The sequence below is a fragment of the Pseudomonas sp. GW821-FHT03C07 genome (assembly GCF_059420925.1).
Window position 1 is genome coordinate 235,027 of record NZ_JBWKUQ010000003.1, and the last position, 16,099, is coordinate 251,125.

Sequence of the window (16,099 nt, forward strand, 5' to 3'; positions counted from 1 at the left end):
GCGATCAGGCCTGCCGGTAAGGCAGCGCCGCCCTCGCCTCTTCGGCGTAGGCCAGAATCCCCAGCCGTTCCTGCGCGAGGAAGTCCTTCACCGCTGTCCGCAGCCCCGGATGACGCAGGTAGTGCCAGGAGTGGGTGATCACCGGCTCGAAGCCGCGAATCAGCTTATGCTCGCCCTGGGCACCGGCATCGAAACGTTGCAGGCCCTGGGCGATGGCGTAGTCCATGCCCTGGTAGAAGCAGGTCTCGAAATGCAGTCGGTCGAACTCCGCCAGGCAGCCCCAGTAACGCCCGTAGAAACTGCCGTCGCCGATCAGGCTGAAGGCCATGGCCACAGGCCGCCCGCCCTGCTTGGCCAGGACCACGCGAATCGACCCGGGCATACGCTCGGCCAGCAGGCTGAAGAACTCCCGGGTCAGGTAGGGCGCCTGGCGGCGCACGGCGTAGGTATTGGCATAGCAGGCATAGACAAAGTCCCACTGCGCCTCGCTCAACTCACGGCCTTCCAGCCATTGGAAATCGAAGCCCTGCCCGGCGACCTGCTCGCGCTCCTTGCGCATCTGCTTGCGCTTGCGCGAACTCAGGGTATCGAGGAAGTCCTGGAAATCGCGGTAGCCGCGGTTCTGCCAATGAAACTGGCAACCGTAACGCTGCAGCCAGCCGGGTTGTTCGCCCAGGGCCGCATCGGCCAGGGTATCGGTGAAGTTGATATGGGCGCTGGAGAGTTCTTCGATCTCCAGGTAACCCGGCAGGGCGGCCAGCAGTTCGAAACCATCCTCGGCCTTGGCCGCCAGCAACCGCGCGCCGCTGACCGGGCTGAATGGCACGGCGGTCAGGAGCTTGGGGTAGTAGGCGATGCCCGCCCGCTCACAGGCCTCGGCCCAGCCGTGGTCGAACACATACTCGCCATAGGAATGCCATTTGCGATAACTCGGCAAGGCCGCCAACAACCGACCGTCTTGCACATGCAGCAGATGCTCCGGCTGCCAACCCGAGTGCGGGCCGAGACTGCCGCTGTCCTCCAGGGCGCTGAGGAACCCATGGCTGAGAAATGGCTGGCCATCCGGCACCAGCGCATCCCATTGCTCGGCAGCGACCTCAGAGAGGCTTTGCAGACGTTGTAACGACATCGATATCCCCAGGCAGGTGCAACACGCAGAGCGAGTATCGCGCAAGTGAGGCAGGAAGGGCGACCGGTAGAACGGAAAACCGATATCGGCCGCGGAGGCTGTCGGGAAAGGAATATTAAAATCTATTTCATTGGACTTGAAAGTCGCCTGGGAACACCATTCCGGAAGGTTCCAGAACAGCGGCCGGGCTGTATTGCTGGGGCCTGGAGCCATACCAGTCAGTCAAGGTCGAGCACGGTTTCTGTAGGAGCTGGCTTGCCAGCGATGGCGGCGGCGAGTCTTGCATCGTCATCGCTGGCAAGCCAGCTCCTACAGGTTAGGTGGCGTTTTCAACAGGTGCAGTTTCTTATCCTGGCTATCGTTGGAAAATCGGAGAACGCAGAACCGCTGGGCGTGTCCAAAAGCCGGACAAAAAAAACGCCCCGCGCGACTGAACGTCGAGCGGGGCGCCAAAAGAGCGGAGCTTACAACAGTGGAATCGTGTAGCTGACGATCAGGCGGTTTTCGTCCTGGTCGGTGGAGGCAACGGCGGTGCTGGTACGCCACATGGCGTTTTTCCAGGCGAAGCCGAGGTTCTTGAAGGTGCCTTCAGGAATCACGTAGGACAGGCTGATATCGCGTTCCCACTCGCTCTGGTTGCCAGCGGTGTTCTGGATATTGTCGCCGTGCAGGTAGATGATACCGGCGGTCAGGCCAGGTACGCCGACCTTGGCGAAGTCGTAGGCGTAGCGAGCTTGCCAGGTACGCTCGCCGGCACGGGCGAACTTCTGGATCTGCATGTCGGTGATGGTGCTGTTCGACGAGCCGTCACCCTGGTTCAACCAAGGGAAGTCGCTATCGCCTTTGGTGTACTGATAACCACCACCGAAGGTGTGACCGGCAACCGAGTACAGGGCCAGGTAGCTGTACAGGTCGTTGTCGACCTTGCCAGCGGTTTTGGGGGTGTTGTCTGGGAAGTAGCCGGAGGTGAAGTAGCCGGAAGTGTTGCCGTTGGCACCGTTGTCGCGGCTACGGTAGTAGCGCAGGTCGCTTTTCAGCACGCCAGGACCGATCGCCCAGTTGTGTACCAGACCCAGGAAGTTCTGCGAGTAGAAGTCTTTCAACTCGCCGTAGTAGTACGAAGCGACCAGATCTTTGGTGATCTTGTAGTCGGCACCCGCGTACAGGAACTTGTTGCTGAACTTGCCAGTGTCGTAGTTGGAGCTTTTGTTGGCGCCAGCGATGGACAGGTCCGCGTCGTTACTCGAGTTACGGCCCTTGGCCTTCTCGACTTGGCCGAGAGTCAGGGTCAGGTCCTTGATCTCGTTCGAAGTGATCTGGCCACCGGTGAAGGTTTGTGGCAGCAGACGACCGTCGTTGTACTTGATTACCGGGTTGTTCGGCAGCAGCGTACCGATCTTCAGTTCGGTCTGCGAGACTCGGGCTTTACCGGTCAGACCCAGGCTACCGAAGTCATTGACCGCCTTGACAGGGTTTTTACCGCTGGTGGCTTCGGTCGGGAATACTGTACCGCCCGAGGAGCCCGTGGTCGCACCGTTGGAACCGCCACCGGTATCCAGTCGAATACCTTCCAGGGCGATCACATCAAGGCCGAAACCAACGGTGCCTTGGGTGTAACCGGAGTTGAAGCGCAGATCGAAACCTTGACCCCATTCCGAGGCCAGGCTCTGAGCGGGTTTATTGCTACGGTTATCGGTGTTGATGTAGAAGTTACGGATACCCAAAGTCGACGTAGCGCCGTCAATAAAGCCTTTCGCATCAGCTTGCCCGTCGGCATACGCCTGTTGGGACAAAACCCCTACGGCCACTGCCAGGGCCAAGGTGCACTTGTTCATTGTTTCGCTCCTCTTGGATTCAAACTTTTTCGGGTCTTTTCGTGGCGTCCGTTGCCATCACGCGGGTGCGCAGCCATTGCCGGGGCCTGACCTGCTTTGTTGGGAGGGAATCTTGGCGTGGGGTTATTTCAGCGCAGTTGCCAGGAGATTAAGGTTTTGTGACAGCGGAACTTTTTTCACCTCGCACAACCTCGTGCAAAGCCCCGGTCTAAGGGGCTTTGGCGAAAAAATAGTGGCTTTTTAGTACTAGGACTTTCCAGCATCCTGGCGCTGTGCGGCCAGTTGTGCGGACAAGGCTTCGAGATTTTCGACCGGCGGTTCGGGCATTTGCTTCAGGGTGGCCTGCATCAAACGCATCTGCCGGATAAAACGCCGGCAATTGGGGCAGAACATCAAGTGATGGCGCACCATCAGGCGCTCGCGAAAGCTCAACTGGCCATCGAGATAGTCGCTGGAACGCGCCACTTGTTCCTTGCAGGTCAGCATTCGCCGGTCTCCTCAAAATGCTCCACGGTCGCGAAAACCTTCAGGCGTGCCCGGTGTAGCAGCACCCTGACATTGGAGAGCGAGATCCCCAGAAGATTACAGATCTCCTCCAGCTCCAACCCTTGGCGTTCACGCAACAACAGGACACTGCTCTGCAGCTCGGACAAGCTCAACAGCGTATGTTCCAGGCACTGGCGCAGCTCATCCTCGCTGAGCAGGGCCTCTGGGGTGTCCTCGTGCCAGGCGTGTGGCGCCAGGGCCCAGTGGCCGTCAGCGGCAAAGCGTTCGTCGCCGATGGTGCCGTGGGGCGACGGCAGGTCATCCAGCAGCACTTCACGACGGTTCTGCTTATAGCGATTCTTCGCCGCATTGGCCGTGATGGTCAACAACCAGGTCTTGAGGCTGGAGCGCCCCTGGAAACCCGCCAGGTTGCGCACCACCGCCAGCCAGGCATCCTGGACCGCTTCATCGGCCTGGCGGCTGCCGACAATGGCATAGGCAACTGCCCGCATCGCACTCTGGTAGGTACTGACCAACTCCTTGTAGGCCCGTTGTTCGCCTGCCAGCAAGCGCTCAAGCAGTTGAGTATCGTCCATCGCCGCCATTCACAGCCTCGTTTTCAAGATCCACGTCAACTCAGTCATGCAGCAACGCACTCCTGCAGGAGCAGAGCCTGCCGGGGCGCCGGACCGTCGCGAAGGGGCCATTGAAGCCGCTAAAAGCTTCGCGGGCAAGCACCGCTCCCACAGTTAGGCGGCGTTCTCAATATTCCACGTCCAATTGGCCGGCATGGGCAAGCCCAGATCCTGCAATCAACGCTTGCGCAGGATCACGCTACCGATCGAATAACCGGCACCGAACGAGCTGAGCACGGCCAGCGAGCCCGCCGCCAGGTCGTCCTGGTTCTTGTGGAAGGCAATTACCGAACCGGCCGAGCTGGTGTTGGCGTAGGTATCGAGAATCACCGGCGCTTCTTCCTCCGTGGCCTCGCGTCCCAGCAGCTTCTTGACGATCAGGTGGTTCATGCTGAGGTTGGCCTGGTGCAGCCAGAAGCGCTTCACATCGGCGATGTTCAACTGCTTCTCTTGCAGGTGCGCGGCAATCAGTTCCGCCACCATCGGGCAGACGTCACGGAACACCTTGCGACCCTCCTGGACAAACAGCTTGTCCGGGGCACCGATACCCTCTTCCGCCGCGCGGTTGAGGAAGCCGAAGTTGTTGCGAATGTTATTGGAGAACTGGGTCAGCAGCTTGGTGCCGACAATGTCGAATTGATAGGGCGAAGTCGCCAGGTCAGCCCGTTCCAGGATCACTGCCGTCGCCGCATCACCGAAAATGAAATGGCTGTCGCGGTCGCGGAAGTTCAAGTGACCGGTGCAGATCTCCGGATTGACCATCAGGATCGCCCGGGCCTGGCCCAGTTGGATGCTGTTGCTGGCAGCCTGGATGCCGAAGGTCGCCGAGGAGCAGGCGACGTTCATGTCAAAGCCGAAGCCCTGGATACCGAGGGCTTCCTGGACCTCGATGGCCACCGCCGGATAGGCCCGTTGCAAGTTCGAGCAGGCAACGATAACACCGTCGATGTCCGCCGCAGTCTTGCCGGCGCGTTGCAGGGCCTGTTCGGCGGCCCCGACGGCCATCTGACAGAGGATCGACCACTCGTCATTGGGGCGCTCGGGCAGACGCGGACGCATGCGCCGCGGATCGAGAATGCCGTCCTTGTCCATGACGAAACGGCTCTTGATACCGGACGCTTTCTCGATGAACGCGACGCTCGACTCGGTCAGCGCCTGAACGTCGCCGCACTCTATGGCGGCGGCGTTTTCAAGGTTGAACTGCTGCACATAGCTGTTGAAAGACTGCACCAGCTCCTCGTTGGAAATGCTGTTGGCCGGGGTGTACAGGCCGGTGCCGCTGATGACGACGTTATGCACGCTCGTTCCTCTATTCTGTTCAGGCAGAAGGCATTGGCACATTCGTACCAATACATAAAAGGGCCAATCCCGTCAAAACGGCAAAGGGCCTGGAGTCGTTTTCTTCCGACCCGGTCGGGCAAGCAGCGCTCGAACCGTGGAATCGGCATTTATAGCCGTCAAGTGTGCCATAAACATTGGGATTTGGCCCCTAGGGCCGAGATCAATGAAATACAACCGAGCTCCCGCGAACCCGGTCGAAAAAACCGCGCGTCAAGCGTCGACCTGGCTCCATTGCTTGCCCAGGCGCTTGTCCGAAATCGGCGCCTTGGTTCCCAACTGCTGGGCAAACAGCGACACCCGATACTCCTCCAGCCACCAGCGATACAGCTCCAGTTGCGGGTCGCGCTTGCCTTCCTGGGCATGCTTGGCTGCGCGGGCCTGGTACTGGGCCCAAAGCCCTGCCAGTTCAGTGCTCCAGACCCGGTCCTTCTGCACTTGGGCCGGCAGTTTTTCCAGGCGCAACTCGATGGCCTTGAGGTAACGCGGCAACTCCTTGAGCCAGGCACCCGGCGTCTGCCGGACAAAACCGGGATAGACCAGTTGGCTCAACTGCTGCTTGATGTCATTGAGTGCCACGGCCTGGGCCAGGTCGATCTTGCCCTTGAAGCGTTTTTGCAGGCCGTGCCAGAGCTTGAGCGTCTCCAGGGTCAGGCGGGCCAGGCGCTCGGCATGCTCGGTCCAGGCGCCACGCTTGCGTTCAGCCAGCGACGCCAACCCAACGCCATCACGCGGCAGATTGTCTTCACCTTCCAGTACGCAACTGTCGAGACTCGCCAGCAGGATATCTTCGACCAGGGCCTCGACCCGACCCAGCTCGCGATAGAGCAAGCCCAGCTCGGTCAGCCCCGGCAACTTGCCACGCAGGAACTTCGCCGGTTCGGCCAACTGCTGCACCAGCAAGCGCTGCAGCGCCCGGCGATGCTGGAACTCGGCTTCGGCCGGCGTGGAGAAACGCCCTTCCTTGACCGTACCGCCCTCCTCCACCAGCGCCGGGTACACCGTCATCGACAGCCCGGCGATCTTCTGCTGGGTGCTCTGGGCCACCGCGGCGAATTCCTTGGCCTGTACCGGCTGCTGGCTTTTCGCGGTCAGCGGTACGGCCAGGGCCGCCTGGCTGGCTTCGGCAAACCGAGCGGTCAGTTCGACCAGGTCACGACCTTCGCCGAGGAACTTGCCCTGGGCGTCGACAATTTCCAGGTTCATCCGCAGATGGTTTTCCACCTGCTGGGCCGCCTCGGCCCAGGCTTCATCACTGACCCGCGCACCAGTCATGCGCAGCAGCTCACGGCCCAGCGCCTGGGGCAGCGAGCCGGCGGCAAATTCGATCCGTTGCAGCGCCGCCTTGACGAAATCCGGCACCGGTACGAAGTTCTTGCGCAAGGCCTTGGGCAGGTTGCGTACCAGGGCGATGCACTTGGCCTCGATCACCCCCGGCACCAACCACTCCAGGCGCTCGCCGGGCAGGGCCGGCAACAGCGGCGCCGGCACCCGCAGGGTCACGCCATCACGCGGGTGGTTGGGTTCGAAGTGATAACTCAAGGTCAGGGCCAGGTCGCCCAGATGCAGCGTGTCCGGATAGTGCGCGGCAGTGACTTCGCTGGCTTCGCGGGCGAGCACATCCTCTTCACGCATAATCAACAATTGCGGGTCTTTCTGGCTGTTGACCCGGTACCAGCTGTCGAAGGTCGCGGTCTGGTGAATTTCCGCTGGCAGGCGTGCGTCGTAGAAGGCGAACAGGGTTTCTTCGTCAGCCAGGATATCGCGACGGCGGGCCTTGGCCTCCAGTTCGTCGAGTTGTTCGAGCAATTGCTGGTTGGCGCTCAGGCACTTGGCTTTCGACTGAATCTCGCCGCGCACCAGCCCCTCGCGGATAAACAGCTCGCGGGAGGCGACCGGCTCGATGGGACCGAAGTGCACCGGACGGCGGCCGACCACGATCAGGCCGAACAGGGTGATCTGCTCGAAGGCCACCACCTGGCCACGCTTCTTCTCCCAATGCGGCTCGAAGTGGTTTTTCTTGATCAGGTGCCCGGCCAGGGGTTCGATCCAGTCCGGCTCGATCTTGGCGACCATCCGCGCATAGAGCTTGGTGGTTTCCACCAGTTCGGCGGCCATCAACCATTGTGGCCGCTTGCGCCCCAGGCCCGAAGACGGGTGGACCCAGAAACGCCGCTGACGTGCCCCCAGGTAGTCGCCGTCTTCGGTCTTCTGGCCGATCTGACTGAGCAGCCCGGACAATACCGCCTTGTGCAGCTTGGGATAGTCCGCCGGCTCCTTGTTGACGCTCAACTGCAGGTCGCGGCAGATCAGGCCCAATTGCCGGTGAGAATCACGCCACTCGCGCATCCGCAGGTAATTGAGGAAGTTCTTCCGGCACCAGTTGCGCAACGCACTGGCGCCCAGGGCCTGGCGCTGCTCCTCGAAACCACGCCAGACATTGATCAACCCGGCAAAATCCGAATCCACGTCCTTCCACTGTGCGTGGGCCTGGTCGGCGGCCTGCTGGCGCTCCGGCGGACGTTCACGCGGATCCTGCACCGACATGGCGCTGGCGACGATCAGTACTTCCTGCAGACTGCCGAGGGTGGCCGCCTCCAGCAACATGCGGCCCATGCGCGGGTCCACCGGCAGGCGCGCCAGTTGCCGGCCCAAGGGTGTCAGCTGGTTCTCGCGATTGACCGCCGAGAGTTCCTGCAACAGGTTGAAACCGTCGCTGATGGCCTTGCCATCCGGCGGCTCGATAAACGGAAACGCAGTGATTTCGCCGAGCCGCAGGTGCAGCATCTGCAGGATCACCGCCGCGAGGTTGGTGCGCAGGATCTCCGGGTCGGTAAATTCCGGACGGCCATTGAAGTCGTCCTCACTGTACAGACGGATGCAGATACCCGGCTCGACCCGCCCACAACGGCCCTTGCGCTGGTTGGCGCTGGCCTGGGATACCGCTTCGATCGGCAGGCGCTGGACCTTGGCGCGGTAGCTGTAGCGGCTGATCCGCGCCGTGCCGCTGTCGATCACGTAGCGGATCCCCGGTACGGTCAGCGAAGTTTCCGCGACGTTGGTCGCCAGCACCACGCGCCGCCCCGGATGGGACTGGAAAATCCGCTGCTGCTCGGCCGGCGACAGCCGTGCATATAAAGGAAGAATTTCGGTGTGCTTGAGCTGGGCCTTGCGCAGCATGTCCGCGGCATCGCGAATTTCCCGCTCGCCGGGCAGAAACACCAGCACATCCCCTGGGCTCTTGCGCTCGCTACGCTCGAACGCGGCGATCTCGTCGAGCGTGGCGATAATCGCCTGATCCACGCTCAGGTCTTCCTCGACGCTGTTGCCCTCTTCATCCTGTTGCGAGGTCAGTGGGCGATACCAGGTGTCCACCGGAAAGGTCCGTCCGGACACTTCGACAATCGGCGCATCGTTGAAGTGTTTGGAAAACCGCTCCAGGTCGATGGTCGCCGAGGTGATGATGACCTTCAGGTCCGGGCGCCGGGGCAACAGGGTTTTCAGGTAGCCGAGCAGGAAATCGATGTTCAGGCTGCGCTCGTGGGCTTCGTCGACGATGATCGTGTCGTAGCGTTCCAGGTAGCGGTCGTTCTGGGTTTCCGCCAGGAGGATACCGTCGGTCATCAGCTTGACCAGGGTATTGGCCTCGCTCTGGTCCTCGAAGCGCACCTGATAGCCAACCAGTGCACCGAGGGGAGTGGCCAACTCGTCGGCAACCCGGCTCGCGACACTGCGCGCAGCGATCCGGCGTGGCTGGGTGTGACCGATCAGGCCATGCTGGCCACGGCCGATTTCCAGGCAGATCTTCGGCAACTGGGTGGTTTTACCCGAACCGGTTTCGCCGGCGATGATCAGCACCTGGTGCTTGAGCAACGCCTCCTTGATCTCGTCGCGCTTGGCGGCGATCGGCAGGCTGTCGTCATAACGAATCAACGGCACGCTCTTGGCGCGGGCCGCGACCTGGGCACAGGACGCCTGCATCCGCTCGACCCACTGGGCCAACTTGCTTTCGTCGGGCTTTTTGCGCAACTCAAGCAACTGCCGCCGCAACCGGTGGCGGTCGGCAATCATGGCCTGGTCGAGGTTTTTCAGCAGCTGGTCGATAGCGGGCGATTCGTCAGTCATCAGGTACGCAAAGGTCGTCTATTTAGGCAGGCGCGGATTGTCGCAGATTTGCGCTGAAAAATGATGCCAACTGCGTTCCCGAACACTCCCGACGGCTTATTCGTTATCCCAGTCCTTGCGCCGGTACGGAAACACATCGATCACCTTGCCCGCCCGAATCGCCTCTTGCAGGCTTTTCCAGTAGTCGGCGTTGTACAACTCACCATGCAATTGGTCGAACAGCCGGCGTTGCGCCATGTCGGCGAACAGGAAGGGCGGGAACTCCTCGGGGAACACGTCCAGCGGCCCGATGGAGTACCAGGGCTCCGAGGCCATCTCATCCTCGGGCGTGCGCGGCGCGGGAATATGCCGGAAGTTGGCTTCGGTGAGAAAGCAGATCTCGTCGTAGTCGTAGAACACCACGCGGCCATGGCGGGTCACGCCGAAGTTCTTCAGCAGCATGTCGCCGGGAAAGATATTCGCCGCGGCCAGCTGCTTGATCGCCAGGCCATAATCCTCCAGCGCCTCGCGAACCTGGGCGGCATTGGCGTTTTCCAGATAGAGGTTCAGCGGGGTCATGCGCCGTTCGGTCCAGCAGTGGCGGATCAACACCGTGTCACCTTCGACCTGCACCGTGGACGCGGCCACCTCGAGCAATTCCTCCAGGCACGCCGGCTCGAACTTGCTCAGGGGAAAGCGGAAATCGGCGAACTCCTGGGTATCGGCCATGCGCCCGACCCGGTCGACGCTTTTCACCAGGCGGTACTTCTCGATCACCGTGGCGCGGTCGACGTTCTTCGACGGCGAGAAGCGGTCCTTGATGATCTTGAACACGGTGTTGAAGCCCGGCAGGGTAAACACGCTCATGACCATGCCGCGCACGCCCGGGGCCATGATGAAGCGGTCGTCGGTGTTGGCCAGGTGATTGATCAGCGCCCGGTAGAACTCCGACTTGCCGTGCTTGTAGAAACCAATCGAGGTGTACAGCTCGGCAATATGCTTGCCTGGCAGGATACGCTTGAGAAAGCCGACAAACTCCGCCGGCACCGGCACATCCACCATGAAATAGGAACGGGTGAAGGAAAAGATGATCGACACCTCGGCTTCGTCGGTGATCAACGCATCGATCTGGATACCACGCCCTTCACGGTGCAGCACCGGAATCACCAACGGCCATTGTTCATCATGGGTGTAGATGCGCCCCACCAGGTAGGCGCCCTTGTTGCGATAGAGCACAGAGGAGAACAGTTCGACGCTCAGTTCAGGATCCTTGCACACCCAGTCCGGCAGGTTTTCCCGGAGCTGCGCTTCCAGGCGCCGCAGGTCACCCGGCAAATCAGCATAGGCCTCGCTGAAGCGGTAGTCGGCGAAAATCTGTTCGAGCATGCCCGACAATTCGCCCTGGGGCCGGTAGGTCCGGGTCTGCGCCGCCCGCGCCCGATGCAGCGAGGGCCGGGTGGTGTGGATAAACATGCAACCGTCGCTGATCAGGTCGTGGCTGAACAACCCGCAAAAGGTCGAGTTGTACCAGGTCTCCGCCAGCTCATCGTCGAAACGCAGGTCGATCAGGCTGATATAGGCGCTTTTCACCAGGGGCCAGAGCGTGACATCGAGCAAGGTACTTTCATCGAAGCCGGCGCGTAGCCGCGCATTGACCTCGCCCACCTTCTCTTCGTACAGGCTGATGCGCGCCGCCGAAGCCACCTGCGCTTCCTGCCAGCGGGCGCCTTCGAAACGGCTGCGGGCACCGTCGGTGATCTGGCGAAAGTGCTCGCGGTAATCGTCGAAGCCATCGAGGATCATGTGGGCGATATCAGCGGCCGGCCATGGCTGCGGCATAGTGGAACCCCTGCGCTATTGTTCGAAATTGTTCTCTCGCGACGCGCTTGAGCTTAGAGGCCAACCCTCGGGCAACGCAACCATTGCCTTGCCAGTTACATGCGGTGACACTTGCCCGCCCAACCCTGCCAAGGAAGCCACCGTGAGACCCGTCGATATTCTGCGCATGTTCATGCTGGCCGCTGTCTGGGGCGCCAGTTTCCTGTTTATGCGAATCATTGCTCCGGTGCTCGGCGCCTTTCCCACCGCCTTTTTCCGTGTCTCGATTGCTGCTGTCGGACTGCTGGTGATCCTCACGCTGATGCGGGTCAATTGGGACTTCAAAGGCAAGTTCAAGGTCTGCCTGATGCTCGGCGTGATCAACTCCGGGCTGCCGGCGACGCTGTACTCGGTCGCGGCGCAAGTGCTGCCGGCCGGCTATTCCTCGATTTTTAACGCCACCACACCGCTAATGGGCGTGCTGATCGGCGGCTTGTTCTTCCATGAAAAACTGAGCCTGAACAAGCTGCTCGGAATTTTCCTCGGATTGTTCGGCGTGGCGGTACTGACCCGTGCGGGCCCGGTGACCTTCAACCTGGAATTGCTGATGGGCGCCGCGGCGTGCCTGCTGGCAACCACCAGTTACGGCTTCGCCGGGTTCCTCACCCGCCGCTGGCTCGACCATCAAGGTGGCCTCGATCCACGGCTTTCGGCCATGGGCAGCATGTTTGGCGCGACCTTGGTGATCTTGCCGTTCTTCGGTTACAGCGCCATCGCCCATCCGCCGGCGAGCTGGGGCGGGATGAGCGTGTGGCTGTCGCTGCTGGGCCTGGGCCTGGTGTGTACGGCGTTTGCCTACATCATGTATTTCAAGCTGATCAGCGATATCGGCCCGGTCAGGTCGATGACCGTGACCTTTATGATTCCGGCGTTCGGGGTGTTGTGGGGCGCGCTGTTTCTCGATGAGCCGCTGTCGATGGCTCATGTGTATGGTGGGGTGTTGATTGCGCTGGCGTTGTGGCTGGTGTTGAAGCCCGGGGCGGCGTTGAAGGCGGCCAGTGGGGCTGAGCGCTAGTCATCTGACGATCTCCAGGTCCCCTTCGCGGGCAAGCTCCGCTCCCACAGGATCGCGTCACGCCGCAAATTCTCGGTCAGACACGGACACTGTGGGAGCGGAGCTTGCCCGCGAAAGGGCAGGAACCGGCGCAGCAGCATCCGGCCACCGCACCCATTAGCGGCGTTTAGCCAGCCCTGCGGAACACAAACACCAACCCGACGATAATCAGCCCCATCCCGAGCATGCTCAGCAGCGCCAGGCGGTTGCCGAAGATCAGGTAATCCATCACCGCCGTCACCGCCGGCACCAGATAGAACAGGCTGGTGACATTGACCAGGTTACCCCGGGCAATCAGTCGATACAGCAACAAGGTCGCCAGCACCGAGACCACCAGCCCCATCCACAGCACTGGCAGGATAAAGCCGCTGCCGGTTTCGAAGTGGAACGGCTGGAACGGCACGAAAACCCCGCACAGCAACAGCCCGGCCAGATACTGCACCGGCAGCGTGCCCAAAGGGTTATCGGTGATGCGCTTCTGCATGATCGAGCCCAAGGTCATGCTGGCCAGGGCCAGCAGACCGAACAGCATCCCGGCCAGGGACATGCCGGCCAGACCGATCCCCTGGTAAACCACCAGGATCAGCCCGGCCAATCCCAGTCCCAGGCCGAACATCCGACTCCAGGAACGGCGACGCTCCATCAGCACCGCCGTGAGGATCGGTTGCACCCCCATGATCGTTGCCATGACCCCGGGCGTAACCTTCAGGTCCAGGGCCAGCAGATAGAAAATCTGATAGGCCCCCAGCAACACCATCCCGGTCGCCGCCGCATAGAGCAGCGGCTTGCCCCTGCGCGGCAACTTGAGTTTGAACAGCGGGACCAACAACACCAGCCCCAGCAGGGCGATGGAAAAACGGATCAACAGGAAAGCGAACGGCGAGGCGTGGGCCAGCCCCCATTTGGAGAAAATCGCCCCGCTACTCCAGAGCAGAACAAACAGACTCGTCGAGGCCGCCGCGGTTGCGGATTGTTTGGAAAAAGCCAACATGGATACCACCCGTGATTCAGGCAAAAGCCGATTCAGCGCAAGGCTGAACATTCAGTAGTTTTTTTCAGGCGGGCACAGGGGAACGGCAAATGCTGCCGATCAGCCCAAAAAGCCAACACCCGGCGGTGATACGACTGCGTACACCGGCGTGCTACTGACAGGTGGGGGGTAATGACTGATCTGCGCGGGCTGTTGGTTCCCACACGGCACGACCACAGCGTTGACCGCTGAATCGACTACCGCATTGACAAAGGAAACCGGCATGGGCTGATCTTTTGCTGAGGAAGGTGAATCGATTGAAACACCGAGCGCCGACTATAACCAGCGCTCGGCTGCCATTGCAACAGGTTAGCCGAACAACCAATAACCGAGGGCAGCGAACACCACCACCGCCAGCACGGGACGCATGACGCGATAGGCCTTGGGATTGGCGCGCTTGAAGCGCTTGACCACACCGCTGATGCGGTCACTGAAACGCTTGCTCCAGGCATAGGCCTGGTTGATCCCGCCGACCCGCTCGTCATCGAGGTTCTGCGGTGCCGTGGCACGACCGAGGAAGGCGCTGACCCGGCGGTTGACCGCGGTCATCAAGCGGCTGCTCAACGGGCGCTCGATATCGCAGAACAGAATGACGCGGGTCTGCTCGGTTTCATTCTTGACCCAGTGCACATAGGTTTCATCGAACATCACGTCTTCACCGTCGCGCCAGGCGTAGACCTGGCCATCGACGAAAATCCGGCAGTCGTCGGAGTTCGGCGTCGACAGGCCCAGGTGATAACGCAGGGAGCCGGCAAACGGGTCACGGTGCGGGTTGAGGTGACTGCCGCCGGGCAACAGGGCGAACATCGCGCCTTTGACGTTGGGGATCGCGTTCACCAGCTCCACGGTTTTCGGGCAGAGCAACTCGGCCGATGGCAGCGCCTTGTCGTACCACTTGAGGTAGAAACGCTTCCAGCCTTTCTTGAAGAACGAACCGAAACCGGCATCGTTGTTCTTTTCGGCGGCGCGGATATAGCCCTCATCAAACAGATGCATGGCTTCTTCGCGGATCACTTCCCAGTTGTCCTTGAGCACATCCAGCTCGGGAAACTTGCTGCGGTCCAGATAAGGCTTGGACGGTACGCTGGAAAACAGGTACATCAAGGCGTTGTACGGCGCGAACGCGGCGGAATGGTTGACGAACTGGCGCAGCAGCGGCAAGCGCGCCTTGCCGCGCAGATGCACGTAAAGCGTACTGCCCAGGAACAGCAGCAGGACTGCGGCCTTGGCGGCAAAGGAAAAGCTCATTCAACACTCCTCGAAAATGGGCAACGCGCGGGTGCGCCTGTAGCGCTCGACTCACCCGACGTGGCAGCCGACAATGATAAACATTACCGGCGCCGGGAAAAACCCATGACGTCACAGATTCAGCGTTACCGATGCGGCAATAAAGCCTCTGTTTAACAAGAAACGCCTGAACGGTAGCTGATCCAGGTCAGCGGATCTCGAACTCCGTGGGAGCAGCCGGTCGACGCTCGATTGCTCGCGATGAGCATTAACGCGGTCGATCTGAAACACCGCATCGCCTGCATCGCGAGCAAGCTTGCGCCTACAAAAGCTCCTGTTCGCTGAACAAGTCGCTGAACAACATGCTCGACAGATAACGCTCACCGGAGTCCGGCAACACCACGACGATAGTCTTGCCCTGCATTTCCGCAGTCTGCGCCAGTCGCACGGCAACCGCCATGGCGGCGCCGCAGGAAATCCCGCTGAGAATCCCCTCTTCCTGCATCAGCCGCAGGGCCATGGCCTTGGATTCTTCGTCGGTGACCAGTTCCACCCGGTCGACCATGGTCAGATCGAGGTTCTTCGGCACGAAACCGGCACCGATGCCCTGGATCTTGTGCGGGCTGGGCTTGACCTCGACCCCGGCCAGGGTCTGGCTGATGACCGGTGAAGTGGCCGGCTCCACCGCCACCGAGAGGATCGGCTTGTGCTTGGTCAGCTTGATATAGCGCGAAACCCCGGTAATGGTCCCGCCCGTGCCGACGCCGGCCACCAGTACGTCCACCGCGCCGTCGGTATCGTTCCAGATTTCCGGGCCGGTGGTCTTTTCATGAATGGCCGGGTTGGCCGGGTTCTCGAACTGCGCCGGCATGAAGTAAAGGGCCGGATCGCTGGCGACAATCTCCGTGGCCTTTTCGATGGCGCCTTTCATGCCCTTGGCCGGTTCGGTCAACACCAGCTCCGCGCCCAGTGCTTTAAGCACCTTGCGCCGCTCCAGGCTCATGGAAGAGGGCATGGTCAGCAGCAGCTTGTAGCCCCGGGCGGCCGCCACAAAGGCCAGGCCGATGCCGGTGTTGCCGGAGGTCGGTTCGACGATGGTCATGCCCGGCTTGAGCTTGCCGCTGCCTTCGGCGTCCCAGATCATGTTGGCGCCAATCCGGCATTTCACCGAGTACCCAGGGTTACGCCCTTCGATCTTGGCCAGAATCGTTACGCCACGGGGCGCGATACGATTGATCTGAACCAGCGGCGTGTTACCGATGGAGTGCGCGTTGTCTGCAAAAATACGGCTCATGACGGGGTCCTTTTATGCAGCGTTGACGGGAATCTTCAAGGTTATGCCTCAGGGTTGCAGGCGTCCAGTCATGACAAACGGCCGGCTGA

Annotated in this window: 11 protein-coding genes; 1 reads left to right on the top strand and 10 read right to left on the bottom strand. The window is 61.1% G+C overall.

All coding sequences use genetic code 11. The annotated features are described in order from the left end of the window. Positions 1-4: 4 nt before the first annotated feature. From AC07VG_RS07265 to aceK, 7 genes are all read right to left on the bottom strand, one after another. Positions 5-1,129: a GNAT family N-acetyltransferase gene (locus tag AC07VG_RS07265; RefSeq protein WP_494999694.1), complete on the bottom strand. Its 1,125-nt coding sequence runs from the start codon at positions 1,127-1,129 to the stop codon at positions 5-7. A gap of 464 nt (positions 1,130-1,593) precedes the next feature. Beyond that, complete coding sequence (locus AC07VG_RS07270) at positions 1,594-2,964, bottom strand: OprD family porin (RefSeq protein WP_494999693.1); 1,371 nt, start codon at positions 2,962-2,964, stop codon at positions 1,594-1,596. 246 nt (positions 2,965-3,210) lie between these two features. Then, a complete protein-coding gene (locus AC07VG_RS07275; RefSeq protein WP_494999692.1) occupies positions 3,211-3,450 on the bottom strand; it encodes an anti-sigma factor family protein in 240 nt (79 codons plus the stop codon). Next, a complete protein-coding gene (locus tag AC07VG_RS07280) occupies positions 3,444-4,055 on the bottom strand; it encodes an RNA polymerase sigma factor (protein ID WP_494999691.1) in 612 nt (203 codons plus the stop codon). Before AC07VG_RS07280 ends, AC07VG_RS07275 begins: the two co-directional genes overlap by 7 nt. A 207-nt stretch (positions 4,056-4,262) precedes the next feature. After that, complete coding sequence (locus tag AC07VG_RS07285; protein ID WP_494999690.1) at positions 4,263-5,384, bottom strand: beta-ketoacyl-ACP synthase III; 1,122 nt, start codon at positions 5,382-5,384, stop codon at positions 4,263-4,265. Between the two features lie 252 nt (positions 5,385-5,636). Beyond that, on the bottom strand, positions 5,637-9,548 hold the full coding sequence (hrpA, locus tag AC07VG_RS07290; protein ID WP_494999689.1) for an ATP-dependent RNA helicase HrpA: 3,912 nt from the start codon (positions 9,546-9,548) through the stop codon (positions 5,637-5,639). A 96-nt stretch (positions 9,549-9,644) separates the two neighbouring features. Further along, entirely contained in the window at positions 9,645-11,366 is a 1,722-nt protein-coding gene (aceK, locus tag AC07VG_RS07295) for a bifunctional isocitrate dehydrogenase kinase/phosphatase (RefSeq protein WP_494999688.1), read from the bottom strand. Between the two features lie 142 nt (positions 11,367-11,508). On the opposite strand from aceK, the gene AC07VG_RS07300 reads away from it, so the two are divergent. Continuing rightward, complete coding sequence (locus tag AC07VG_RS07300; protein ID WP_494999687.1) at positions 11,509-12,420, top strand: DMT family transporter; 912 nt, start codon at positions 11,509-11,511, stop codon at positions 12,418-12,420. A 166-nt stretch (positions 12,421-12,586) separates the two neighbouring features. Here the strand turns inward: AC07VG_RS07300 and AC07VG_RS07305 are convergent, their stop codons facing one another. From AC07VG_RS07305 to cysK, 3 genes are all read right to left on the bottom strand, one after another. Further along, positions 12,587-13,450, bottom strand: a complete 864-nt coding sequence (locus AC07VG_RS07305) for a DMT family transporter (protein WP_495020748.1) — start codon at positions 13,448-13,450, stop codon at positions 12,587-12,589. Positions 13,451-13,798: 348 nt separating this feature from the next. After that, positions 13,799-14,737, bottom strand: a complete 939-nt coding sequence (locus AC07VG_RS07310; RefSeq protein WP_494999685.1) for an aspartyl/asparaginyl beta-hydroxylase domain-containing protein — start codon at positions 14,735-14,737, stop codon at positions 13,799-13,801. 301 nt (positions 14,738-15,038) lie between these two features. Next, the gene (gene cysK / locus AC07VG_RS07315; RefSeq protein WP_494999684.1) at positions 15,039-16,010 is read right to left on the bottom strand and encodes a cysteine synthase A; all 972 of its coding nucleotides are present in this window, start codon (positions 16,008-16,010) and stop codon (positions 15,039-15,041) included. Positions 16,011-16,099 lie beyond the last annotated feature (89 nt).